The organism is Jannaschia maritima (genome assembly GCF_030973515.1).
Taxonomy (GTDB): Bacteria; Pseudomonadota; Alphaproteobacteria; order Rhodobacterales; family Rhodobacteraceae; genus Jannaschia; species Jannaschia maritima.
In genome coordinates this window covers 1-22,280 of sequence record NZ_JARGZA010000018.1, presented here as the reverse complement: position 1 = coordinate 22,280, position 22,280 = coordinate 1, and the positions used below count along the sequence as shown (strand labels likewise).

Below are 22,280 nucleotides of genomic sequence, written 5' to 3'. Positions count from 1 at the left end.
TTACCCCGCGTTCTCGTCTCCGCGTCGTGACGTAGCGTGGGCGATCTCGGATTCCATGGCATACCGGAGACGATCGATGGCCAGCCGGATCCGCGACTTGATCGTCCCGAGCGGCAGACCGGTCGTGGCGGCGATCTCGGAATGGGTCAGCTCGCCATAGAACGCGTGCTCGATCAGCTCCCGCTGGGCGGGGGGCAGCTGCGCGACGGCGTCGGCCAGACGGCGACTGTCCTCCTGCATGGCCATGACGTCGGCCTGCGCCGGATCGGGTTCCGGCCCCCAGGGCAGATCCTCCGGCTCGGGGCGCCGGATCCGGCGGATCAGGTCGATCTTGCGGTTGCGCGCGATGGTGAACAGCCACGTCGCCACGTGCGCCCGCCCCGGGTCGTACAGATGCGCCTTGCGCCACATCGCGACCATGACGTCCTGCATGCAATCCTCGGCCGCCCCCTCCGTCAAGCCGGTGCGGAGCAGGAACATCTTCACCCTCGGCCCGAACTGGACGAACAGCGATTCGAACGCGTCCCGGTCTCGATGCGCCCCAACGGCCACCAGAAGGCGGCTCCAATGGCCATCGTCGTGATGATCGGACATCACGCACCCCTTCGCTGCAACCCAATGACCGCGCCTGCGATACCCCACGAGGTCACGGTCCACCCGCCGGCAGCATCGGGCATGCGCGGGAGTTTATCAACAGTTCTGGCGTCTTGACACAATTCGTGCGGTCCCCCGCCCAGACGTGCCCACGCGACCGTGACCAGCAGGCGCACCGCCCCCCCGTTGGAAACCCGGGTGTCCCGGCCTTATCTGCCCTAACGAAGACGCGATCCCATTCGAAACCACGGAGACGCCGTTGCGACGCCTTCTGACCGCGGCCCTGCTGGCCGCCGCCCTGCCTGCCGCCGGGCAGACGGACGCCCCTGCGGATCCTGCCGCGTTCGGGGACGACACCGTGTCCACCTTCACGTTGGACAACGGCCTGGACGCCATCGTGATCGAGGACAACCGCGCGCCCGTCGTCGTCCACATGGTCTGGTACGATGTCGGCGCCGCCGACGAGCCGCCCGGACGGTCGGGCATCGCGCACTTCCTGGAACATCTGATGTTCAAGGGGACCGAAACGCTGGAACCGGGCGAGTTCAGCGCCACGGTGGCGGCGCAGGGGGGCACGGACAACGCCTTCACCAGCCAGGACTACACCGGCTACTTCCAGCGCGTGGCCGCCGACCGGCTGGGGCTGATGATGGAGATGGAGGCCGACCGGATGGCGAACCTGCGCCTCGACGAGGGGGAGGTGCTGACCGAACGCGACGTCGTCCTGGAGGAGCGCGCGCAGCGCACCGACAGCAATCCGGGCGCCCTGTTCGGCGAGCAGCGCCAGGCCATGCAGTACCTCAACCACCCCTATGCCATTCCCATCATCGGATGGGAGGCCGAGATCCGGGAGCTGGGCCTGCAGGACGCGCTGGACTTCTACGCCGACCATTACGGCCCCAACAACGCGACCCTGATCGTCGCGGGCGACGTCGACCCCGCGGAGGTGGAGGCCCTAGCGCGCCGACACTACGGCCCCGTTCCCGCCAACCCGGCGATCGGCCCGCGAATGCGTCCGCAGGAGCCGCCGCAACTGGCGCCCCGGCGGCTGGAATACGCCGACCCGCGGGTGTCGAACCCCTATGTGATCCGGACCTATCTGGCGCCCGAGCGCGACCCCGGCGCGCAGGAGGACGCGGCCGCGCTGACGCTCCTGGCCGCCGTGATGGGCGGTTCCTCCCAGACGTCGCTGATGGGCCGCACGCTGGAGCAGGAGGAGGGCACCGCGCTCTACACCTCCGCGTTCTACAACGGCACGTCGCTCGACGACACGACCTTCGGCCTCCTGGTCGTGCCCACGCCCGACCGCACCCTGGCGGAGGCGGAAGCCGACATGGACCGTATGATCGAGACGCTGATCGCCGACGGGGTGGACTCCGTGCAGCTGGACCGCATCAAGGCGCAGGTCCGCGCGGCCGAGATCTACGGCCGCGATAGCCTCCAGGAGCGCGCGAGCACCTATGGCAACGCCGTCACCGCCGGGTTGGGCGTGGGCGACGTGGCCGCCTGGCCCGGCATCCTCGACGCGGTGACGGGCGACGACATCGTGGCCGCCGCCCGCGCCGTCCTGCGGCCGGAAACGTCGGTCACGGGGTATTTGACCCGGCCCGCCGACCCGCAGGAGACGACGCAATGATCCATCCCCTTCGCATCCTGGTGGCCGCGGCCGCCCTGGCCCTGCCCGTCAGCGCCCACGCCGCAGTCGAGATACAGGAGGTGACCTCCCCCGGCGGAATCGAGGCGTGGCTGGTCGAGGAATCGTCCATTCCCTTCGTCGCCCTGGAGATCCGGTTCGACGGCGGGGCCGTCCTGGATCCCGACGACGCCGTGGGCGCCACCAACCTGATGGTGGCCCTTCTGGAGGAGGGCGCTGCCGAGCGCGACGCCCAGGCCTTCGCGGAAGCCGTGGAAGGGCTGGCCGCGCGGTTCGGCTTCGACGCGTATCACGACGGGGTGAACGTCAGCGCCGCCTTCCTGACGGAGAACCGCGACGAAGGCGTGGCGCTGCTGCGCGACGCGCTGACCCGGCCCCGCTTCGATCCGGACGCCATCGAGCGCGTCCGCGAGCAGGTCCTGGCCGTGATCGAGCAGGACAACAACGACCCGTCGGCGATCGCGGGGCGCAAGGCGTCCGAGCTGGCCTATCCTGACCATCCCTATGGCCGGCCCGTGGACGGCACCACCGAGTCCGTCGCCGGGTTGACGCGGGACGACCTGGTCGACGCGCATGCGCGCACGCTTGTCAGGTCGCGCATGCATGTCGGCGCGACGGGCGACATCACCGCCGAGGAGTTGGGCCTAGTGCTGGACGAGCTGCTGGGCGGTCTGCCCGAGGGCGAGGCGGTGGACATCCCGATGGCCGACTATGCCCTGGACGGCGGCGTCACCGTCACCGAGTTCCCCACGCCGCAATCGGTCGTGATCTTCGGGCACGACAGCATCATGCAGGACGATCCCGACTTCTTCCCCGCCTTCGTCATGAACCACGTTCTGGGAGGGCGCGGCTTCGATTCCCGCCTGATGACCGAGGTGCGCGAGGAGCGCGGCCTGACCTACGGGATCGGAAGCTACCTGTCGCCGCGCGATTACGGCGCGTCCCATCTGGGGCAGTTCAGTTCCGGCAACGACCGCGTCGCGGAGGCCATCGCGGTGGTGCGCGACCAATGGGCCGACATCGCCGAGAACGGCATCACGCAGGAGGAGCTGGACCGGGCGAAGACCTTCTTGACCGGGGCCTATCCGCTGCGCTTCGACGGCAACGGCACCATCGCGGGGATCCTCGTGGGGATGCAGTCGCAGGGCTGGCCCACCACCTACATCGAGACGCGCAACGACCGGGTGAACGCCGTCACGCTGGACGACGTGCAGCGCGTCGCGCGGCGCATCATGCGCCCCGAAGATCTGCACTTCCTCGTTGTCGGACAGCCCGAGGGGGTGGAAAGCGGGACCCTGCCGGAAGGCTGAGGGCGCCGGTCCGGTGCCCTTTCCTGTGGACAACCCCTTCCGCCCCCTGACGGGGTGACGCCCGGGTGCTACCCTGCCCGTCATGAACGCCGCCGACGCCGCCCCCCCGCGCCCCGCCGCCATCCGCCTCCTGGGCGAGGCGGCGGTGAACCGCATCGCCGCGGGCGAGGTGGTGGAGCGTCCGGCGAGCGCGGTGAAGGAGTTGGTGGAGAACGCGCTCGACGCGGGCGCCACGCGCATCGCGGTCGACATCGCGGATGGTGGCCGGCGCCTGATCCGCGTGATCGACGACGGCCACGGGATCGCCGCGAACAACCTTCCCCTGGCCGTCGCGCGCCATGCGACGTCGAAGATCGACGGCACGGACCTGACCGCCATCCGCACCTTCGGCTTCCGCGGCGAGGCGCTGGCCTCCATGGGCGCGGTCGGGCGCCTGCGCATCGCGTCGCGCGTCGCGGACGCGGACGGCGCCGTGCTGGAATTATCGGGCGGCATGGCGTCGGACGTCCGCCCCGTGGCCTGCGCGCCCGGCACGGTGGTCGAGCTGCGCGACCTGTTCTTCGCCACCCCCGCGCGATTGAAATTCCTGAAGACCGCGCGGGCGGAGACGATGGCCGTCACCGACATGATGCGCCGGCTGGCGATGGCGGTGCCCGGGGTGGGCTTCGTCGTCACCGACGTCACCGACGGCGCCCGCATCCTGCTGCGGGCGGACGCTCAAGGAGGGGCCGAAGCCCGCCTGACCCGCCTGCGCTGCATCCTTGGGGCGGGCTTCGCGTCCGACAGCCTTCCCATCGACGCGGACCGGGACGGCCTGGGTCTGTCGGGCCATGCGGGACTGCCGACGCAGGGGCGCGGCAACGCCACCCATCAGTTCCTGTTCGTCAACGGCCGCCCCGTACGCGACCGCATGCTGACCGGCGCCCTGCGCGCGGCATACGGTGACGTCATGCCGAAGGACCGCCACCCGGTCGCGGCCCTCTACCTCGTCTGTCCGCTGGACATGGTGGACGTGAACGTCCATCCCGCCAAGACGGAGGTGCGGTTCCGGTCCCCCGGCGACGTGCGCGGCCTGATCGTGGGTGCGCTGCGGCACGCGCTGGCGGAAGTCGGCCTGCGCGGGTCGACCGTGATGGCGGGGGACGCCCTGGGGGCGATGCGACCCCGGCCCGAGGCCCCCCGGTACCAGATGGACCGGCCCGGGGCGGGCGCCCGGTCCGCCGCCTACGCGATGCAGGATCCCGGCCTGTCCGGCATGGCGGAGGCCGCCGCCCGGTATGACGCGCCCTCGTCCCCGGACGAACCCGTGGGCCGCCTCGGTGCGGCGCGGGCGCAGCTGCACGCGAACTGGATCGTCGCGCAGACCGACGACGGCATGGTCATCGTGGATGCCCACGCCGCCCACGAACGCCTGCTCTACGAACGCCTCAAGGCGCAGGCCGACCACGGGGTCCCGGCGCAGGCCCTGCTGATCCCCGAGATCGTGGAGTTGGGCGACCGCGCGGCGGCGGTTCTTGACCTGCCTCTGGCGAGGTTGGGCCTGGAGGTGGAGGCGTTCGGCCCGGGCGCCGTCGCCGTGCGCGCCACGCCCGCCATCCTGGGGCCCTGCGACGCGGGCGCCCTGCTGCGTGACGTGATGGATGCGATCGACGACGGGGGGGATGCCGCGCCGGTCCGGGCACGGATCGACGCGGTGCTGTCGCGCATGGCCTGCCACGGCTCCGTCCGCACGGGCCGGCACCTGTCCGCGCCCGAGATGAACGCGCTGTTGCGCCAGATGGAGGCGACGCCCAAGGCGGGCACCTGCAACCACGGGCGCCCCACCTTCGTGGAACTGAAGCTGGCGGACATCGAGCGCCTGTTCGGTCGTTGAGCCGCGGCCTGTGACCCGCCCCGCCCGCGTGCTAGCTGCCCCCGCATGAGCAGTCCGATCCCCACCAAGCCGCAGATCCTGCAATGGATCGCCGACAACCCCGCCCAGACGTCGAAGCGCGACATCGCCCGGGCCTTCGGCGTAAAGGGAGCCGCGCGCATCGACCTGAAGCGCGTCCTGCGCGAGTTGCAGGACGAGGGACACCTGACGAAGCGCAAGAAGACCTTCGAAGACCCGAACCGCCTGCCGCCCGTCAGCGTCCTGAAGGTGGCGGAGGTCGACCGCGACGGCGATGTGTTCCTGGCCCCCCACGACTGGAAGGGCGATGCGCCAGAACCGCGCATCCTGTTCGTCCCAGCCGATGGCGACCCGGCCGTGGCCGAAGGCGACCGGCTGCTGGTCCGCGTCCAGTCCGTGGAGGGCGGGAACGACCACACCCACCGCGGCCGCCTGATCCGCAAGTTGTCGTCCGGCCCGCGCCGGATGCTGGGGGTGTTCCGCCGGGGTTCGGAAGGGGGGCGCCTGATCCCCGTGGGCAAGGGCGACGATCGCGAATGGCGCATCCCCGCGGGCGCGACCGAAGACGCCCGCGACGGCGAGCTGGTGGAAGCGGAGCAGACGGGCGGCAAGGGCCGCATGGGCCTGCCTCAGGCCCGCATCGTCGCCCGCCTGGGGGATCCGACCGCGGCGAAGTCCGTCAGCCTGATCGCCATCCACGAGCACGGCCTGCGCGACACGTTCCCCGACGCCGTGCTGGACGAGGTGGCGCAGGCGGAGCCGGTAACAGACCTGGGCAGGCGGGAAGACCTGCGCAACCTGCCGCTGATAACCATCGACCCAAGCGACGCACGCGATCACGACGACGCCGTCTGCGCGGTGCCCGACGACGACCCGAAGAACCCGGGCGGCCACGTCCTGTGGGTCGCCATCGCCGACGTCGCCCACTACGTCCGCCCGGGCAGCGCCCTGGACGCGGAGGCGCGGGAGCGTGGGAACAGCACCTACTTCCCGGACCGCGTCGTGCCGATGCTGCCCGACGCGCTGTCGGGCGATCTGTGCTCGCTGCACGAAGGCGTGGACCGGCCATGCATCGCGGTCCGCATGGTGCTGGACGACGCTGGGCAGAAGCTGTCGCACCGTTTCGCGCGCGGCCTGATGCGGTCACCGGCCAGCCTGCACTACGAGGAGGTGCAGGCCGCGATCGACGGCGCGCCGACCGATCGGACCGCCCCCTATCTCGACGGCGTGATCCGCCCCCTCTATGCGGCCTATGGCGCGCTGAAGCGCGCCCGCGCCAAGCGCCAGCCGCTGGACCTGGACCTGCCCGAGCGGCGCATCCAGCTGGACGAGGACGGCACCGTCACCTCCGTGGCCTTCCGCGACCGCCTGGATGCCCACCGCCTAATCGAGGAGGCGATGATCCTGGCGAACGTCGCCGCCGCCGAAACCCTGCACGGCACCCCCCTGCTCTACCGCGTCCACGAGGAGCCGCCGGAAGACAAGCTGGACAGCTTGCGCGAAACGGCGGAGGCGTCGGGCTTCAAACTGGCCAAGGGCCAGGTGCTGCGGCCCGCGCAACTCAACAAGCTGCTGCACGACGCCGCGGGGACGGAGCTGTCCGAGCTGATAAGCATATCGACCCTGCGGGCGATGACGCAGGCCTATTACGGCATGCGGAACTTCGGCCATTTCGGACTGGCGCTGCGGTCCTATGCGCACTTCACCTCGCCCATCCGCCGCTATGCCGACCTCGTCGTCCACCGCGCGCTGATCGCGAAGCACGGCTGGGGCGACGATGGTCTGAGCGAAGGGGACGTCGAGCACCTGGAACGGACGGGCGAGCTGATCTCGGCCGCCGAGCGGCGTTCGATGATGGCGGAGCGCGACACGACGGATCGCTACCTGGCAGCGTTCCTGGCCGACAAGGTGGGGGCCGAGTTCGCGGGCCGGGTGTCGGGCGTCCAGCCCTTCGGCCTGTTCGTGAAGCTGGACGAGACGGGCGCCGACGGCCTGATCCCCGTGCGCTCGCTGGGGAACGAATACTTCCGCTACGACCGGGAGGCGAACACCCTGACCGGCGCCGACAGCGGCCTGACCCTGGGGTTGGGCCAGCCCGTGACGGTGCGCCTGGCCGAAGCCCTGCCCGTCACGGGCGGGCTGACGTTGGAGTTGCTGTCGGCCGACGGCGAAGCGGTGGCCCGGCCCCGGCGCAACGCGCGGTCCCGCCCCGTCAAGCGCAAGGGATCGCGCCGGGTCGCACGCCGGCGATAGGACGCGCGCGCCCCCTTCCCCAACGCCCCCGCGTTTGGCATCGTGCAAGTGGGGAACACGGGAAGGGGTGGCGGCGATGATCCGAACGACGATCCTATGTACGATCCTGGCGACCGGGACGGGGAACGCCCTTGACACGTCGCCGCGGCCCCAGGCCCGACCGGATGTGGTGCGCGCCGCCGCCGTTCCGGACCTGCCCGACCTGAACAATTGGACCCGCGCGTTCCGGCCGCGGGCCCTGGCGGCGGGCATCGATGCGGCCACCTTCGATGCGGCGGTGGCGAGCGTGCGCGTCGTGCCCGACGTGGTGCGCCGCGACCGCAACCAATCCGAGTTCACGAAGACGCTGTGGGATTATCTGGACAGCGCCGTCAGCGACCTGCGCGTGTCCAACGGGCGCAAGGCGCTGGCCCGCCACCACGACGCGCTGCAGGCCATCGAGGCGGCGCACGGCGTCCCGGCGGAGGTCGTGGTCGCCGTGTGGGGGCTGGAATCGGCCTACGGGACGTTCCGGGGCGACACCCACACCCTGTCCGCGCTGGCGACCCTGGCCGCCGAAGGCCGCCGCGCGCGCTTCTTCGAAGCGCAACTGATCGCCGCCCTGCGCATCCTGCAGGCGGGCGACGTGACCCCCGCCGCCATGCGGGGATCCTGGGCGGGTGCGATGGGGCACACCCAGTTCATGCCGACGTCGTACCTCGACCACGCGGTCGACCACGACGGTGACGGGCGGCGCGATATCTGGGCCGACGACCCCGTCGATGCCCTGGCCTCCACCGCGGCCTACCTGTCGAACTTCGGCTGGCGGACGGACGAGCCCTGGGGGATGGAAGTCCAGTTGCCCGACGGGTTCGACTATGCGCTGACGGGCGAGGTGACGGTCCGGCCCGCGTCGTTCTGGACCGAGCGCGGCGTTCGCCGGGCGGACGGCTCGCCGCTGCCCGCGAACAACCGCGTATCGATCCTGGTGCCCGCGGGGGCGAAGGGCGCGGCCATCGCGCGCTATCCAAACTTCGCGGTGATCGAACGCTACAACCCGGCGGACGCTTACGTGATCGGGGTCGGACACCTGTCGGACCGCATCGCGGGCGGACCGGGCTGGCAGGCGGGCTGGCCCCGCGGCGACCGTGCCCTGACGGGGGCGGAACGGCGCGAGGTACAGCGCCGCCTGCGAGGCGCGGGCTTCGATCCGGGCGGCGTGGACGGCAAGGTGGGGCCCTTGACCCTTGACGCGGTCCGCCGCTGGCAGGCCGCGCGTGGCCTGACGCCCGACGGCTATGCCGGTCCGGGCCTGTTGGACCGCCTGCGCGCCGCGACCGGCAGCTAGAGCGCGAAGCGGATGGGGATGTCGCGGATCGGATGGCCGACGAGCATCGCGTCGCGCTCCGGGCCCGCCACGCCGCCCATCCGTTCGTAGAACCGAAGCCCCCGGTGGTTCCCCGCCCAGACGGTCAGCGCGCAAGCCGTCCGTCCCCGGTCGCGCAGCCGATCGAAGCAGGCCCGCAACAGCGCCGCGCCGATCCCCCCGCCGCGGCGGGACGCATCGACGTGCAGGTTGTCGACATAGGCGGGGTCGCGATCGGTCAGGCAGCAGATCATGCCCGTAATGGCGTCGCCGTCCTCGTGGACCAGCGCGATCTCGTCCCCCGCCAGTCGCGGCGCCCACATCGCCGCCAGATCGTCCGGCAACCCATGGGCCAGATAGTCCGGCGACAGGAAGGCGGCGTAGGCCTGCCGCCAGCTGGCGACCTGCAGGGCGACGATGGCGTCGCGGTCGGCGGGGCGGGCATCGCGGATCACAGCGGGCGCACCGCATCGCCGATTGCAACCACACCCTCCGCCAGGACGCACGCGCACCAGCCGCCGTGGTGGCGCACCGCGTTGTAGCCGCCCGGTCCCAACGCCTCCTCCATGCGCGAGCAGGGCGCACAGGGGCCCGTCAGGTGCAGCACCGCCGTGCCCACGGCGACGTCGCGCCCCTTGCACGCGGCGAGGTTCAGGCCCGACACGACCAGGTTCCGGCGCAGCAGGGCGGGTACGACGTCCCGCCCGCACAGGGCGGCGATCACGGGGACATGCTCGGCCTGAATCAGCGTGACGGCCCGCTTGCCCGGGCTGGGATGGCGGTCGCCGTCGAGCCCCCGCGCCCGGATCGTCGCGCGATCGACGGACACCACCTCGGCCCGTCTGGCAGGGCGCAGGCCGATCCACCGCACCACGCCGGCGGCGTGGTGCCGCGCCATCAGCGCGCGCAACCCCGAGACGTCGTTCACCGGGGAAAGACGTGGTCCAGGATGTCCGTCAGGCCGGAAACGTCGACCTCGTCGAAGGCGTCGCGCTCGTCGCTGTCCAGGGCCAGGACCGCGATCGTGTCGTCCTGCGTGTCCTTCACCGGCAGGGCCAGCGAAGAGCGGACCGACGGCCCGGCATCGGTGCGCATCTCGTCGGCGGACCCGTCGACCACCATCTGCGCCGTGCCAGTCCGCAGGCAGGATCCGACGATCCCGTCATCGGTCGAGATCGAGACCCGCGCCACCGGGCCGGCATAGGGGCCCACCACCATCCGATCGGGCGAGGCGACGCGATAGAACCCCGTCCAGTCGAACCGCCCATCCGAGTCATGCAGCATCGTGGCCATCGTCGCCATGCGCGCCGTCACGTCGTCCTCGCTGCCGAGTTGCTCCTGCAGCTTGGCCTTCAACCGGTCGTACTCTTCCATGCGCCCGCTCCGAAATACCCCGGAACAGGATAGGACACGGACGCGGGCCGCGCGATAAGCGCGGATGCGAACGCGCAATTCCACCGATGGCGCAGCCGATCGGCCCGACCCCCGGGCAGGCACGACCTCGTTTGCGAAATCGTAAGCCTTCGGCCCCTAGATCGCCCCGACGCCGGCACGCCGCCGGTCCAACGCCGTGGAGGGCCGCATGCGGGTCGATCATGAAATCGAGGGTGACGTCATCGTCCTGACGGTCAACGCCCCGCGCATCGACGCGGCCGGCGCGGTCGGATTCAAGGACGCCGTGCGGGCCGCGACCGCGGACCATCCCGGACGGGTCGTCCTCGACGTCACGCAGGTCGAGTTCCTTGATTCCTCCGGTCTGGGCGCGCTCGTGGGCGTGATGAAGCTGATCCCCGGCCGCAAGCTGGAGCTTGCGGGCGCCGGCCCCATCATGCGCAAGGTGCTGGCGCTGACCAAGATGGACAAGGTGTTCGTGCTGCACGTGGATCGGCATGCCGCGCTCGAACCGCGCGACGCCGCATGACGCTCGGCGGCCGGGTGCTGTTCCGGGACCGCTTCGCGGGAACGGAAGCGGGCGTGAGCGGCGCCCTGTCGCGTGCACAGGCCGATCTGGGCGCGAGCCCGCTTGGGGTCGAGCGGCGCGACAACCTGGTCATCGTTCTGGGCGAAGTCCTGAACAACTCGGTCGAGCACGGCATGGCCGATCGGACCGACGGCTGGATCGAGATGATCATCCGCATGAACCCCGCCGACCGGGCGGAAGTCGCCATCGCCGACGACGGCCGTCCCCTGCCCCTGCACCTGCTTCAGGGCGCGCAGGCCCCGGACGTGACCGTCGACGCGGACGCCATGCCCGAAGGCGGGTTCGGGTGGTTCATCATCCACACCCTCGTGGACGACATGACCTACGAACGTGCCGACGGTCGCAACCACCTGACCTTCTCGATCTAGCCGGTTCGGGCGTGCGGCGCGGGCCGTCCGGGATCGACGGCTCCGTCCATCCCCCTACGCTCAGGCCTCCGCCGCCTCCTGCAGGATGGCGGTGAACGCCGCTCCGAAGCGGTCCGCATAGCGCGGCCCCAGGACGCGGTCCACGTCGCCCCGGTCGGGCCGCGCGCCCGCGACCTTCGCCAACAGCGAGGACGAGCAGGACAGCGGCTTCTCCGTTCCGTCGCTGCCCCGGATCAGATCCGTCTGCGCCGCCAGGAGGCGATCGTAGACGTCGCCCTGCGACCGCCCGGCCAGCTTGCGCCGCGCGGGGTGGACGGGATCCGGCACCTCGCCCGTTATGACGGACAGGAAGGCGGCGCCGTACTTCTCCAGCTTGGCGGCGCCGACGCCGGTGATGCCCGCCATCTGGTCCAGGGTCGCGGGGCGGCGCTCGGCCATCTCGATCAGGGTCCGGTCGTTGAACACGATGTAGGCAGGCGCCCCCTGCGCTTCGGCCAGGGCGCGGCGCTTGGCCTTCAAAGCGGACAGGAGGGGCGCGTCTTCCTCCGATACCAGCGTCTTGACGGCGGGGCGGCGTTCCGCCCGCGCCATCGCGTCCTTGCGCAGCGTGATCGTGGCCTCGTCGCGCAGGATCGGGCGGGCGGCGGGCATCATGCGCAGCGCGCCGTGACGTTCGGGATCGGGGCGCACCAGGTCGAGGCCCATCATCTGCCGGAACACAGCTTGCCACTGCGCCTTGGGCATGTCCGACCCGCAACCGAAGGTCGGCAGACGATCGTGGCCGAAGCGGCGGACCTTGTCCGTTTCGACGCCCAGAAGGACGTCGATCAGGTGGCCCGTACCGAATCGCTCGTCCGTGCGCAGCATGGCCGACAGGGCCTTCCGCACGGCGGTGGTGCCGTCGAACAGTTCTGGCGGCTTGGCGCACAGGTCGCAGTTGCCGCAAGGCCGGGCATCGCCTTCGCCGAAGTAGCGCAGGAGGACCTGTCGCCGGCAGCCCTGTGCCTCCGCCAGGCCCAGCAGCGTGTTGAGGCGCCCGTGGTCGGCGGACTTGCGTTCGGACGGGGCCAGCCCCTCATCGATCTGCTGGCGGCGGAAGCGGATGTCGTCGGCGCCGAACAGCGTCAGCGTGTCGGCGGGCGCCCCGTCGCGGCCTGCGCGCCCGATCTCCTGGTAATAAGCCTCGATCGACTTGGGCAGGTCGGCATGCATCACCCAACGGATGTCGGGCTTGTCCACGCCCATGCCGAAGGCGATCGTCGCGACCACGATCAGCCCGTCCTCGCGCTGGAACCGCCCCTCCACCGCGCGGCGATCCTCGGCCTCCATGCCGCCGTGATAATGCGCCGCGCTGTGGCCGTCGTCCGCCAGGGCGCGGGCCAGCGTCTCGGTCTTGGCGCGCGTGCCGCAATAGACGATGCCCGCCTGCCCCCGGCGCGCGGCGGCGAAGGACAGGACCTGTCGCCGCGGTCCGTCCTTGGCGGCGAAGGCCAGGGCCAGGTTGGGTCGGTCGAAGCCATAGAGGAAGACCTGCGGGTCGCCGTCGAACAGGCGCGCGGCAATCTCGTCGCGCGTTTCCGCGTCCGCCGTCGCGGTGAAGGCGGCCAGGGGCACGCCCAGGGCGCGTCGGAGATCCCCAATCCGCAGATAGTCGGGGCGGAAGTCGTGGCCCCATTGCGCGACGCAATGCGCCTCGTCCACGGCGATGCGGGTGCAGTTCGCGCGACGCAGCAGGCGCTCGGTCCCGCCCGATGCCAGTCGTTCGGGCGCAACGTAGAGCAGCTTCAGGCGCGCGCCCTCGATGGCTTCCCAGACGGCGTCGGTCTCCTCGTCCGTGTTGCCCGAGGTCAGGGCGCCGGCGCAGACGCCCGCCTCGTGCAGGGCGCGGACCTGGTCGCGCATCAGCGCGATCAGCGGCGAGATGACGACCGTCAAGCCGTCGGTGCACAACGCGGGCAACTGATAGCACAGCGACTTGCCGCCCCCCGTCGGCATGATCGCCATGACGTCGCCGCCTGCCATCACCGCGTCCACCACCTCGCGCTGACCGGGGCGGAAGTCGTCGAAGCCGAACACCCGTCGGAGGACGGGCATCGGGTCGGCGGGAAAGGTGGAGTCGCTGTCCATCGAACGGCCCGGGTCCAGGGATGGGACGCCCTGTTCCCATACCGGGGAATCGGGATCAAGCGGAGGGAGGGGGCCCAGGGATGGGGCGTCGCCGTGGGGGAGGATCGACGACGCCCCGGTCCGTGAGTGACGGCAGCGATTTCGAACTGCCTGGGATGGCGCTTTCTCCATCCTTGAAAGACCTTAGCGCCGGAATGGTTAACGGCGCGTTAACGACGGACACGAAATCGTCAGGCGCCGACCTCCGGTTCGGCCAGGATGCGCACCCCCGCGATGCGCCAGCCGTCCGGCGTCCGCACCATGCTGTAGCGCAGCCGGTGCAGGCGCCCCGCGTCGTCGGTGATCATCACGTCCTGATCCCACAGGCGCCCGCGGTCGTCCGCGCCCAGATACTCGACCGATCCGGGGCGCCACACCATCGGATAGCCGTCGCGCACCATCCGCCCGAAGTTGGATGGCGAGCCGAACAGACTGCGGATGTTGGGCGCCGCATAGGCGAACGCCCCGTCGAAGTCGTCGGCTTCGAACGCGGCGATCTGATCGTCGATGACGCCCCGGATGGCCGTCTCGTCGGCGGCGGCGGCGACGGGTGCCGCCGTCAGCAGGGCCGCGAGGATGATCGAGCGCATGGCATGTCCCCTTTCCAACTGTCCTAGGGGAAAGCCTAGCGGGCGGCCCCTCCCGATCAACCGTCCGCGCTTGCGACCAATTCGCCGGCCAGCGCCCGGTCGATCAGCGCCACGGTGGCGTCCACGCCGTAGAGCGCGACGAACCCCCCGAAGCGCGGCCCCTGGTCTGCGCCCAACAGCACCTGGTAGAGCGCCTTGAACCAGTCGCGCAGCGGGTCGAACCGGTCGCGTCCGACGTCGTAGACGACCGCTTGCAGGGCTTCGTCCTCCACCGGCCCGTCATAGGACGCCAGCCGATCGCGCAGATCCTCCAACGCTTCGACCTCGCGATCGTCGGGCGCGCGGAACACCTTCGCGGGCCTCACGAAGTCCCGATAGTAGCGGACCGCGCCTTCCGCCGCGCGGGCCATCTGCGGGTTCGCCTCGGGCGACGCGTCGGGGGCGTAGCGACGGATGAAGCCCCACAGGGTCGCGGCGTCCTCGGCCCCCGACACGGAAGCGACGTTGAGCAGCATGGAGAACGGGACCACCATGTCGGACCGGGGCACGTCGCCCCCGTGGACGTGCCAGACGGGGTTCGCCAGCCGCTTCGCCACATCGTCGGCCGCATGATAGGCGCGCAGTTGCCCATGGTATTCGTCCACTGCCTTGGGGATCACGTCCCACCATAGCCGCTTGGCGGTCTTGGGCTTGCCGTACATGAAGTAGGACAGCGATTCAGCCGTGGCGTAGGTCAGCCATTCGTCGATGGTCAGGCCGTTGCCCTTCGACTTCGATATCTTCTCGCCGTTCTCGTCGAGGAACAACTCGTAGGTGAAGTTCTCCGGCGGGCGGACGCCCAGCCTGCGGCAGATCCCGGCATAGATCGGCGTGTTGGTCGAGTGGTCCTTGCCGTACATCTCGAAGTCGACGCCCAGCGCCGCCCAGCGGGCGCCGAAGTCGGGCTTCCATTGCAGCTTCACCTGCCCCCCCGTGACGGGCAGCGTCCATTCGCGCCCGTCCTCGTCGTCGAAGGTCACCGTATGGTTTGCGGCGTCGACGTGCTTCATCGGCACGTAGAGGACGCGACCCGTTTCCGGATGGATCGGCAGGAAGATGCTGTAGGTCCGGCGCCGTTCGTCGCGCAGGGACTTCAGCATGATCGCCATGAGGTCGTCGTAGCGTTCGACCGCGCGCCGCAGGACGTCGTCGAAGCGGCCGGAGCGATAGAATTCGGTGGCGCTGACGAACTCGTACTCGAAGCCGAACGTGTCGAGGAACCGCCTGAGCATCGCGTTGTTGTGATCGCCGAAGCTGGAGTGGGTGCCCCAGGGGTCGGGGACCGCGGTCAGCGGCTTCTGCAGGTGTTCGCGCAGGGCGTCCGGGTCGGGCACGGTGTCGGGCACCTTGCGCATGCCGTCCAGGTCGTCGCTGAAGCAGATCAGGCGCGTGGGCACGTCTGACATAGCTCCGAACGCCCGGCGCACCATCGTGGTGCGCGCGACCTCGCCGAACGTGCCGATATGTGGCAGGCCGGACGGGCCGTAGCCGGTCTCGAAGATCACCTCCGGCTTGGGGTCCGCCTCCAGCCGCTTCAGGACGCGGCGGGCCTCCTCGAACGGCCAGGCCTTCGATTGCAGGGCGGCGTCGCGCAGGTCGGTCATGGAAGGAATCCCCAATGTCGCGTAGGCCGCCGCCCCTATTGTGGGGCGGGGACCGGGTCAATAAATCGGCACGGTCAACGAGGAGTGAACGATGACCAACCTGCCGCCGGACAGCGCCTTCTCGCCGCAGGACGCCTTGGTGGCGCTGATGATCACGGTGTCGGCGTCGGACGCCAACATCCGCACGGCGGAGTTGTTGACGATCCAGTCCATCGTCAACCACCTGCCACTGTTCGCCGCCTACGAGGACGACCGCATCGAGGCGGTGGCGCAGATCGTGTTCGACCTGCTGGAGGACGAGGACGGGCTGGAGCAGATATACAGCCTCATCAGGGAGTACGTGCCCCCCAGCCACTTCGAGACGGCGTATGCGCTGGCCTGCGACGTGGCCGCAGCGGACGGCGACGTGCGGCAGTCCGAACTGCGCCTCCTGCGGGAGCTGACATACGAGCTGGACCTCGACCCGCTGCATGCCGCGGCCATCGAACGGGGCGCCCGCGCCAGGCACCTGCCGATGGCTTGAAGGGCACCGTCCGGGGCATGCACCCCCCGTACACCCCCCGTGCATACGCGAAATCACCGTCTGCGGTTGGCGTGACGGTATGCTGAGCCGTTCCGATCGGGGGGTGGTGTCCGGCGGTCCGCCGGGGCGGACCGCGTCGTGGGCCCGGGTCGGGGTCAGAGGGCCTTGAGCATCGCGTCGCCCGACGAGACGTCGCAGACGCCGGGGCTCTCCTCCACGGACAGGGTCTTGACGGTGCCGTCCTCCACCAAGGCCGAGAAGCGGCGGGAGCGGCCGTGGAAACCTACGGGCGGGGCATCGAAGTCGAGGCCCATCGCCTTCGTGAACGCACCGTCCGCATCGGCCAGCATGTGGATGCCGGCCCCATCGGCGCCGGTGTCCTTCGCCCAGGCCTGCATCACGAAGGGGTCGTTCACGGCGACGCACACGATGGCGTCCACGCCCTTCGCCTTCAGCGCGTCGGCGTTGTTCACGAAGGACGGCATGTGCGCGTTGCTGCACGTGCCGGTGAAGGCGCCCGGCACGCCGAACAGCGCCACGGTCTTGCCGGCGGTGACGGAGGACAGGGTCACGGGTTCGGGCCCGCCGTCGCCCATGCGGATCAGGCTGGCTTCGGGCAGGCGGTCGCCTTGCGCTATGGTCATGGGGCACTCCATCGATTGCGTCGCTCGGGGCATCCCCTATACCGCGGGGAACGGCCGGGCCAGTGGAGGATGCGCGCAGTGGATCACATCGCCGTCGTGGGGGCCGGACAGGCGGGCGCCACCCTGGTCGAGGGGCTGCGCAAGGGCGGCTTCGGGGGACGCCTGACCCTTTGGGGGGACGAGGGGCGCCTGCCCTATCAGCGCCCGCCCCTGTCGAAGGGCTACCTGCTGGGCGAGGTGACGCGCGACCGGCTGCAACTGCGTCCGGCGGCGTTCTATGCCGACCTCGACGTCGAGATGCGGGTCTCGGACCCCGTGCGGTCGATCGACGCGAGGGCCCGCACGCTGACCCACGACGGCGGGGCGGAAGGGTGGGACGCGCTGGTCCTGGCCACGGGGTCGGTGCCGCGCCGCCTGCCCGCGGCGATCGGCGGCGACCTGCCGGGCGTGTTCACCATCCGCACGCTGGACGACATCGACGCCTTCGCCCCCTACGTGCGGAACGGCGGCCACCTGCTGGTGGTGGGCGGGGGGTATATCGGGCTGGAAGCGGCGGCGGTCGCGCGCAAGTCGGGGATGCGCGTGACCCTGCTGGAAGCGGCCAAGCGCTTGCTGTCGCGCGTGGCCTGCTGGGACACGGCCACATGGTTCGCCGACCTGCACCGCCGCCACGGGGTCGACATCCGCGAGGCCGCGGCGCTGGACCGCCTGGAAGCGGGGCCGGACGGCGCGGTGGCGCGGGCGCACCTGTCGGACGGCACCGTGCTGGAGGTCGACGCCGTGGTCTGCGGCATCGGCATCGCGCCCGCGACCGCGCTGGCCGAAGGGGCGGGCCTGGCGCTCGACGACGGGATCGCGGTGGATGCGATGGGCCGCAGCTCGGCGCCCGGGATCTGGGCCGCGGGGGATTGCGCGTCGTTTCCGTGGCGCGACGGCCGCCTGCGCCTGGAATCGGTGCCCAACGCCATCGAGCAGGCGGAGGCGGTGGCGGCGAACCTCCTGGGCGCGGACGCGCCCTATGCGGCGAAGCCTTGGTTCTGGTCGGACCAGTACGACGTGAAGCTGCAGATCGCGGGGCTGAACGACGGGTTCGACAACGTCGTCGTGCGCGACGCGGACGGGGCGCGGTCGCACTGGTACTTCGCCGGGCCCGACCTCCTGGCCGTGGACGCCATCGCGGCGCCGCGGGACTACATGGTGGGCAAGCGCCTGATCGAGGCGGGGCGGTCGCCCGACCGCGACGCGCTGCGCGACCCGGCCACGCCGATCAAGTCGCTGCTGTAGCGCGGTGCGCATCGTGGGCGGTCGGTGGCGGGGGCGCAGGCTGGCCCCCGTGGGGGCGGGGGACGCGGACGCCCACCTGCGCCCGACGACCGACCGCGTGCGCGAAGCGGTGTTCAACACGCTGGCCCACGGCCCCCTGGCGGTGGACCTGGAGGGGGCCAAGGTCCTGGATGCCTTCGCGGGCACCGGCGCGCTGGGGTGGGAAGCGCTGTCGCGGGGCGCGGCGACGGCCCTGTTCCTGGAACGGGGCCGCGCGGGGCTGGCCCTGCTGCGGGCCAACATGGCGCTGCTGCGCGTGCCCCCCGACACGGCGCGGATCGTGGCGCGGGACGCGACCCGGCCGGGCGCGGGCATCCCGCACGACGTGGTCTTCCTGGACCCCCCCTACGGCCGCAAGCTGGGCGAGGCGGCGCTGGCGGCGCTGCTGTCGAACGGATGGCTGGCGCCGGGCGCGGCGGTGGTCTGGGAGGATCGCGGCCCGCCCGACCCCGTGGCGGGCCTCGCGGTGCTGGACGTGCGGCGGTACGGGGACACGACGGTGACCTATGCGCGCGCGGAAGCCGCCGCCGGGGGGTGAGGGTGCGGGCCGGCCCGCCGCCGTCGGGGGAGGCGGGGGAAGGGCCCCGGGTCGGGCCCGGGGATGATCCGGTTTCCTGCGCGACGATCCGCCGGCGGCGCGGTCCGCGCCGTCAGAGCCCCTTCCCCGTCCCCCGAAGCCGCCACCCCAGCGCCCGCATCGCCGAAGGGGGCACGGCCGCGACCTCGCGCAGGGCGGCGCGGATCGCCGCGGGCCGGGGCGCGGTGCCGCGGGGCCCGGAGGCGGCGACGCGCCAGCCAAGGATCGCGGCGATCAGACGGGCGCGCGGCAGGTGCCACCGGCTGCTGACGATCGTGACGGCGGTGTCCGGGGGCAGGAGCGCGCGGGCGAAGATCAGGTTCTCGAATGTGTTCGCGGCCCGGCCTTCGGGGATCACGGCCCCGTCCGGCACGCCCGCGGCGCGCAGGAGGCCGCGCATCGCCTCGGCTTCCGACGGGGGGCCGCCGCCGCCCGTGACGACGATCCGGTCCACGCGACGGTCATGGAACAGGACCGCCGCATGAGCCACCCGCAGCCGCATCGCGGGGCTGGGCCGACCGGCGCGCAGGGCGCAGCCCAGTACGACGGCGGCGCGGCCCGTCAGGGCAGGTCCGACGCGGCCAGGCGATAGGCCCGCCCGAAGCCCGCGTTCAGGAGCGCATCGGCGACCTCGATCCGCCACACCCGGAAGTCGGTGAAGTCGTAGTAGAGGCGCGTCTTCGGCCGTTCCGCCGCCCAGGCGGTCCGCAGGGCCGCCTTGTCGTCCTCCACCGCGCGTCCCGACACGGTGAGCCGGGGATGGGTCAGGGGATCGCCCCGTTCGCCCGGGTCGCCCAGGAGGATCGAGCAGGCGGGGTCGGCGGCGAGCGCGCGGGCGTGGTCCGACAGGTCCGACACCAGCAGCGACGGCCCCCGGCCAGGGACCCACAGACAGGCCACCCGCGTCACGAGGGGGGCGCCGTCGCGCAGGGTGGCCAGGGCGCCATGCTGGGCTGCGGTCAGCCCCGCGGCGGTGGCGCGCGCGGCGTCGTCGGGATCGCGATAGGGGTCCATGTGCCACGTGATGACGCGGACGCGGGGCCGGGGCAAGGCGCGCGGTGGACAGCCCCGCGGATGGGGTTAGGCTGCCCCCGACTCGCGAAGGGAAGGGACGTCGCCATGGCCTTCGGCACCACCATCCGCACTTGGTTCGACGGGGCCTGGCACGACGGCGACGTGCCCGTGATGCGTGCGGCCGACCACGGGACGTGGCAGGGCAGCAGCGTGTTCGACGGCGCGCGGCGGTTCGAGGGCGTGACCCCCGACCTGGACCGGCACTGCGCGCGGGTGAACCGCTCGGCGGAGGCCCTGATGCTGCGCCCCACGATGGACCCCGCCACCATGGTGGAGATCGTCCATGACGGGCTGTCGGGCTTCGCCCCGGACGAGGCGATCTACATCCGGCCCATGTACTGGGGCATCCACGGCAGCGAGCTGGGACTCGTGCCGTCGGACGCGGAGACGGGCTTCGCCATCTGCCTGGAAGCGGTGCGGATGTTCGCCCCCGACAAGACCACGACCCTGACCACGACGCGCTTCCGCCGCCCCGTGCTGGAGGACGCGGTCTGCGACGCGAAGGCCGGGTGCCTGTACCCCAACAACGCCCGCATGCTGGCCGAAGCGCAGGGCAAGGGGTTCGGCAACGCCCTGGTGGCCGACGCGATGGGCAACGTGGCCGAATCGGCCACGTCCAACGTGTTCACCGTGAAGGACGGCGAGGTCTTCACCCCGGTCGCCAACGGCACCTTCCTCGCGGGGATCACGCGGGCGCGCCACATCGCCAACCTGCGCGCGGACGGGGTCCGGGTGCACGAGACGGTGCTGACCTTCGACGACGTGCGCGACGCCGACGAGGTGTTCCTGTCGGGCAACCTGACCAAAGTGACGCCCGTGACCGCGTTCGACGACCGGTCCTACCAGGTGGGTCCCGTCACCCGGCGCGTGCGCGAGATGTACTGGGACTGGGCCCTGGGCGGGGGCTGACGCGCGGTGCGGGCCGTCCTGCGCGTCCTCCTGCGCCTTTCGCCCCTGGGGGCCACGCTGGCCGCGACGCTCTGGGCGCTGTCCACGAACCCGCTGGCCGCCCCGTGGGTGGAGCGGTCCGGGACGGACCTCGCCCTCGCGCTGGAACGGGCCGTGCGGCTGAGGGCCTCCCCCCGATGGGTCGCAGGGGAGTTGGACCGCGCGGTGGCGGCGGGGGACGCGGACCGCGCCGCGATGCTGCTGTCGCTCGCGGACGATCTGCATCTGCAGGGCGTCCCCCGCGCGGCGGCGGAGGCCCTGGTCGCGTCGCGGGACGACTGGCTGGTGCAGGCCAAGGCGTGCGGGGCCTGCATGGCGGACATCGCGACCTGTCCCTCGACCACCGCGCTGGCCGTCTGCGCCGTGCCGTTCGAGATGTCGCCCCTGGGGGACGCGAACGCCCTGCGCCGCGCGGGCATGGCCTGGATCGCGGACGAGCCTGTGGACGGGCTGGACGCGGGCTTCGCGGCCGTCGGGCTGGGCGCGACCGGCGCGCTGGTGGCGACGGGCGGCGGCAGCGCCACGGTCAAGGCGGGCGCGGCCCTCCTGCGGACGGCGCGGCGGATGGGCACGCTGACGCCCGGCCTGGTGCGCACGGTGGGCGATGCCGCGCGCGCCCGGGACGTGGCGACGCTGGGGGCGCTGGCCGGGGACATGGGGCGGGTGCGCGACGCGGTGGGGCTGACCGGGGCGCTGGCGTTGATGCGCCACGTGGACGGACCCGCCGATGCCGCCCGGCTGGCGCGCGTGGCCGACGCCGCGGGGGCGGCCACGCCGCGCGCGATGGCGGTGCTGGGCCGCGCGCGCGTGTTCCGCGCGACGGTCCGCCTGTCGCGGATGGCGGCGGGCACGCTGGCGCTGGCTTGGCTGTGCGTCCTGCAGGCGGGGGCGATCGCCGCGGCCCGGCTGGGCGGCGCGGCGCTGCGATGGGCCGCGCGTCCCGCCCGCGCGTGATGCGCGGCGCGGCATCGCCAATGTCGCCGGTGGCGTGACGTTCGGGGGGAGCCCACATGCGCAAGTTCTTGGTCGTCCTGGACGACACCCGCGAATGCCTGAACGCGATGCGCTTCGCGTCCATGCGCGCCGAGAAGACCGGCGCGGGGGTGGAGGTCCTGTCGGTCATCCCGCCCGACGAGTTCCAGCACTGGATCGGCGTGGGCGAGGTCATGCGCGAGGAGGCCCGCGAGCGCATCGTCGCCCATTTCGAGGTGTTCGCGAAGTGGATGCGCGACCGGCACGGCCTGGAGCCGCACCTGGTGATCCGCGAGGGCGTCGTGGTCGAGGAGATCCTGGCCCAGGTGCGCGAGGACCCGGAGATCGGCATCCTCGTGCTGGGCGCGAACCCGGAGAAGGGCGGCCCCGGCCCCCTGGTCACGGCCCTGACGAAGTCGGCGGG

Annotated in this window: 23 protein-coding genes; 13 read left to right on the top strand and 10 right to left on the bottom strand. The window is 71.8% G+C overall.

Features of this window, described 5'->3' with window-relative positions; genetic code table 11:
* Positions 1 to 594, bottom strand: a complete 594-nt coding sequence (locus P0084_RS15405) for a sigma-70 family RNA polymerase sigma factor (protein WP_308917765.1) — start codon at positions 592 to 594, stop codon at positions 1 to 3.
* A gap of 259 nt (positions 595 to 853) precedes the next feature.
* Between P0084_RS15405 and P0084_RS15400 the strand changes: the two genes are divergently transcribed.
* The 5 genes from P0084_RS15400 (at position 854) to P0084_RS15380 (ending at position 9,029) form a co-directional block, all read left to right on the top strand.
* Positions 854 to 2,230 (top strand): M16 family metallopeptidase, encoded by a 1,377-nt coding sequence (locus tag P0084_RS15400; protein WP_374213684.1) that lies wholly within the window; start codon positions 854 to 856, stop codon positions 2,228 to 2,230.
* On the top strand, positions 2,227 to 3,558 hold the full coding sequence (locus P0084_RS15395; RefSeq protein WP_308917764.1) for a M16 family metallopeptidase: 1,332 nt from the start codon (positions 2,227 to 2,229) through the stop codon (positions 3,556 to 3,558). The genes P0084_RS15400 and P0084_RS15395 overlap by 4 nt, the downstream gene beginning before the upstream one ends.
* A gap of 82 nt (positions 3,559 to 3,640) precedes the next feature.
* Positions 3,641 to 5,431, top strand: a complete 1,791-nt coding sequence (mutL, locus tag P0084_RS15390) for a DNA mismatch repair endonuclease MutL (RefSeq protein WP_308917763.1) — start codon at positions 3,641 to 3,643, stop codon at positions 5,429 to 5,431.
* 45 nt (positions 5,432 to 5,476) lie between these two features.
* A complete protein-coding gene (gene rnr / locus P0084_RS15385) occupies positions 5,477 to 7,702 on the top strand; it encodes a ribonuclease R (protein ID WP_308917762.1) in 2,226 nt (741 codons plus the stop codon).
* A gap of 76 nt (positions 7,703 to 7,778) precedes the next feature.
* Entirely contained in the window at positions 7,779 to 9,029 is a 1,251-nt protein-coding gene (locus tag P0084_RS15380; protein ID WP_308917761.1) for a lytic murein transglycosylase, read from the top strand.
* On the opposite strand, the gene P0084_RS15375 is transcribed toward P0084_RS15380, so the two are convergent.
* Genes P0084_RS15375 through P0084_RS15365 form a run of 3 tightly spaced genes read right to left on the bottom strand, consistent with a single transcriptional unit; the run spans position 9,026 to position 10,421 of the window.
* On the bottom strand, positions 9,026 to 9,502 hold the full coding sequence (locus P0084_RS15375; protein ID WP_308917760.1) for a GNAT family N-acetyltransferase: 477 nt from the start codon (positions 9,500 to 9,502) through the stop codon (positions 9,026 to 9,028). The two genes, P0084_RS15380 and P0084_RS15375, sit on opposite strands and share 4 nt — an antisense overlap.
* Entirely contained in the window at positions 9,499 to 9,945 is a 447-nt protein-coding gene (locus P0084_RS15370; protein ID WP_308917809.1) for an MOSC domain-containing protein, read from the bottom strand. The genes P0084_RS15375 and P0084_RS15370 overlap by 4 nt, the downstream gene beginning before the upstream one ends.
* 26 nt (positions 9,946 to 9,971) lie before the next feature.
* Positions 9,972 to 10,421 carry a GAF domain-containing protein gene (locus tag P0084_RS15365; RefSeq protein ID WP_308917759.1) on the bottom strand — a complete coding sequence of 150 codons (450 nt, stop codon included), beginning with the start codon at positions 10,419 to 10,421 and terminating at the stop codon, positions 9,972 to 9,974.
* Between the two features lie 208 nt (positions 10,422 to 10,629).
* On the opposite strand from P0084_RS15365, the gene P0084_RS15360 reads away from it, so the two are divergent.
* Both P0084_RS15360 and P0084_RS15355 read left to right on the top strand, forming a co-directional pair.
* The gene (locus tag P0084_RS15360; RefSeq protein WP_308917758.1) at positions 10,630 to 10,968 is read left to right on the top strand and encodes an STAS domain-containing protein; all 339 of its coding nucleotides are present in this window, start codon (positions 10,630 to 10,632) and stop codon (positions 10,966 to 10,968) included.
* Positions 10,965 to 11,396 (top strand): ATP-binding protein, encoded by a 432-nt coding sequence (locus P0084_RS15355; protein WP_308917757.1) that lies wholly within the window; start codon positions 10,965 to 10,967, stop codon positions 11,394 to 11,396. Before P0084_RS15360 ends, P0084_RS15355 begins: the two co-directional genes overlap by 4 nt.
* A 60-nt stretch (positions 11,397 to 11,456) precedes the next feature.
* Here the strand turns inward: P0084_RS15355 and recQ are convergent, their stop codons facing one another.
* The 3 genes from recQ to P0084_RS15340 all read right to left on the bottom strand — a co-directional run bounded on the left by recQ (position 11,457) and on the right by P0084_RS15340 (position 15,795).
* Positions 11,457 to 13,523: a DNA helicase RecQ gene (gene recQ, locus P0084_RS15350; RefSeq protein ID WP_308917756.1), complete on the bottom strand. Its 2,067-nt coding sequence runs from the start codon at positions 13,521 to 13,523 to the stop codon at positions 11,457 to 11,459.
* 230 nt (positions 13,524 to 13,753) lie between these two features.
* A complete protein-coding gene (locus tag P0084_RS15345) occupies positions 13,754 to 14,152 on the bottom strand; it encodes a DUF4864 domain-containing protein (protein WP_308917755.1) in 399 nt (132 codons plus the stop codon).
* Between the two features lie 56 nt (positions 14,153 to 14,208).
* Positions 14,209 to 15,795, bottom strand: coding sequence for a lysine--tRNA ligase (locus P0084_RS15340; RefSeq protein WP_308917754.1), 1,587 nt, complete (start codon positions 15,793 to 15,795; stop codon positions 14,209 to 14,211).
* A 91-nt stretch (positions 15,796 to 15,886) separates the two neighbouring features.
* Between P0084_RS15340 and P0084_RS15335 the strand changes: the two genes are divergently transcribed.
* Positions 15,887 to 16,318 carry a tellurite resistance TerB family protein gene (locus P0084_RS15335; RefSeq protein WP_308917753.1) on the top strand — a complete coding sequence of 144 codons (432 nt, stop codon included), beginning with the start codon at positions 15,887 to 15,889 and terminating at the stop codon, positions 16,316 to 16,318.
* A gap of 155 nt (positions 16,319 to 16,473) precedes the next feature.
* Here the strand turns inward: P0084_RS15335 and P0084_RS15330 are convergent, their stop codons facing one another.
* Positions 16,474 to 16,962: a peroxiredoxin gene (locus P0084_RS15330; RefSeq protein ID WP_308917752.1), complete on the bottom strand. Its 489-nt coding sequence runs from the start codon at positions 16,960 to 16,962 to the stop codon at positions 16,474 to 16,476.
* Between the two features lie 78 nt (positions 16,963 to 17,040).
* Here P0084_RS15330 and P0084_RS15325 point away from each other — a divergent pair, with 78 nt between their 5' ends.
* A complete protein-coding gene (locus tag P0084_RS15325; RefSeq protein ID WP_308917751.1) occupies positions 17,041 to 18,246 on the top strand; it encodes an NAD(P)/FAD-dependent oxidoreductase in 1,206 nt (401 codons plus the stop codon).
* Positions 18,247 to 18,250: 4 nt separating this feature from the next.
* Entirely contained in the window at positions 18,251 to 18,823 is a 573-nt protein-coding gene (gene rsmD, locus P0084_RS15320) for a 16S rRNA (guanine(966)-N(2))-methyltransferase RsmD (protein WP_308917750.1), read from the top strand.
* A 112-nt stretch (positions 18,824 to 18,935) separates the two neighbouring features.
* On the opposite strand, the gene P0084_RS15315 is transcribed toward rsmD, so the two are convergent.
* Together P0084_RS15315 and P0084_RS15310 are read right to left on the bottom strand one after the other, a co-directional pair.
* Positions 18,936 to 19,505 carry a YdcF family protein gene (locus tag P0084_RS15315; RefSeq protein WP_308917749.1) on the bottom strand — a complete coding sequence of 190 codons (570 nt, stop codon included), beginning with the start codon at positions 19,503 to 19,505 and terminating at the stop codon, positions 18,936 to 18,938.
* Entirely contained in the window at positions 19,424 to 19,876 is a 453-nt protein-coding gene (locus P0084_RS15310; protein WP_308917748.1) for a pyridoxamine 5'-phosphate oxidase family protein, read from the bottom strand. The genes P0084_RS15315 and P0084_RS15310 overlap by 82 nt, the downstream gene beginning before the upstream one ends.
* Positions 19,877 to 19,981: 105 nt before the next feature.
* On the opposite strand from P0084_RS15310, the gene P0084_RS15305 reads away from it, so the two are divergent.
* The 3 genes from P0084_RS15305 to P0084_RS15295 form a co-directional block, all read left to right on the top strand.
* The gene (locus P0084_RS15305; RefSeq protein ID WP_308917747.1) at positions 19,982 to 20,845 is read left to right on the top strand and encodes a branched-chain amino acid aminotransferase; all 864 of its coding nucleotides are present in this window, start codon (positions 19,982 to 19,984) and stop codon (positions 20,843 to 20,845) included.
* Between the two features lie 6 nt (positions 20,846 to 20,851).
* Positions 20,852 to 21,838, top strand: coding sequence for a hypothetical protein (locus tag P0084_RS15300; RefSeq protein ID WP_308917746.1), 987 nt, complete (start codon positions 20,852 to 20,854; stop codon positions 21,836 to 21,838).
* Between the two features lie 56 nt (positions 21,839 to 21,894).
* The coding region (locus tag P0084_RS15295; protein WP_308917745.1) for a universal stress protein at positions 21,895 to 22,280 on the top strand (386 nt) is incomplete at its 3' end.

Bases quoted from the DNA above. Each gene is read 5' to 3' on its own strand.
- P0084_RS15405 (WP_308917765.1), bottom strand. From the start codon at position 594: ATGTCCGATCATCACGACGATGGCCATTGGAGCCGCCTTCTGGTGGCC.
- P0084_RS15395 (WP_308917764.1), top strand. From the start codon at position 2,227: ATGATCCATCCCCTTCGCATCCTGGTGGCCGCGGCCGCCCTGGCCCTG.
- mutL (WP_308917763.1), top strand. From the start codon at position 3,641: ATGAACGCCGCCGACGCCGCCCCCCCGCGCCCCGCCGCCATCCGCCTC.
- rnr (WP_308917762.1), top strand. From the start codon at position 5,477: ATGAGCAGTCCGATCCCCACCAAGCCGCAGATCCTGCAATGGATCGCC.
- P0084_RS15380 (WP_308917761.1), top strand. From the start codon at position 7,779: ATGATCCGAACGACGATCCTATGTACGATCCTGGCGACCGGGACGGGG.
- P0084_RS15370 (WP_308917809.1), bottom strand. From the start codon at position 9,945: ATGGCGCGGCACCACGCCGCCGGCGTGGTGCGGTGGATCGGCCTGCGC.
- P0084_RS15365 (WP_308917759.1), bottom strand. From the start codon at position 10,421: ATGGAAGAGTACGACCGGTTGAAGGCCAAGCTGCAGGAGCAACTCGGC.
- P0084_RS15360 (WP_308917758.1), top strand. From the start codon at position 10,630: ATGCGGGTCGATCATGAAATCGAGGGTGACGTCATCGTCCTGACGGTC.
- P0084_RS15355 (WP_308917757.1), top strand. From the start codon at position 10,965: ATGACGCTCGGCGGCCGGGTGCTGTTCCGGGACCGCTTCGCGGGAACG.
- recQ (WP_308917756.1), bottom strand. From the start codon at position 13,523: ATGGACAGCGACTCCACCTTTCCCGCCGACCCGATGCCCGTCCTCCGA.
- P0084_RS15345 (WP_308917755.1), bottom strand. From the start codon at position 14,152: ATGCGCTCGATCATCCTCGCGGCCCTGCTGACGGCGGCACCCGTCGCC.
- P0084_RS15340 (WP_308917754.1), bottom strand. From the start codon at position 15,795: ATGACCGACCTGCGCGACGCCGCCCTGCAATCGAAGGCCTGGCCGTTC.
- P0084_RS15335 (WP_308917753.1), top strand. From the start codon at position 15,887: ATGACCAACCTGCCGCCGGACAGCGCCTTCTCGCCGCAGGACGCCTTG.
- P0084_RS15330 (WP_308917752.1), bottom strand. From the start codon at position 16,962: ATGACCATAGCGCAAGGCGACCGCCTGCCCGAAGCCAGCCTGATCCGC.
- P0084_RS15310 (WP_308917748.1), bottom strand. From the start codon at position 19,876: ATGGACCCCTATCGCGATCCCGACGACGCCGCGCGCGCCACCGCCGCG.
- P0084_RS15305 (WP_308917747.1), top strand. From the start codon at position 19,982: ATGGCCTTCGGCACCACCATCCGCACTTGGTTCGACGGGGCCTGGCAC.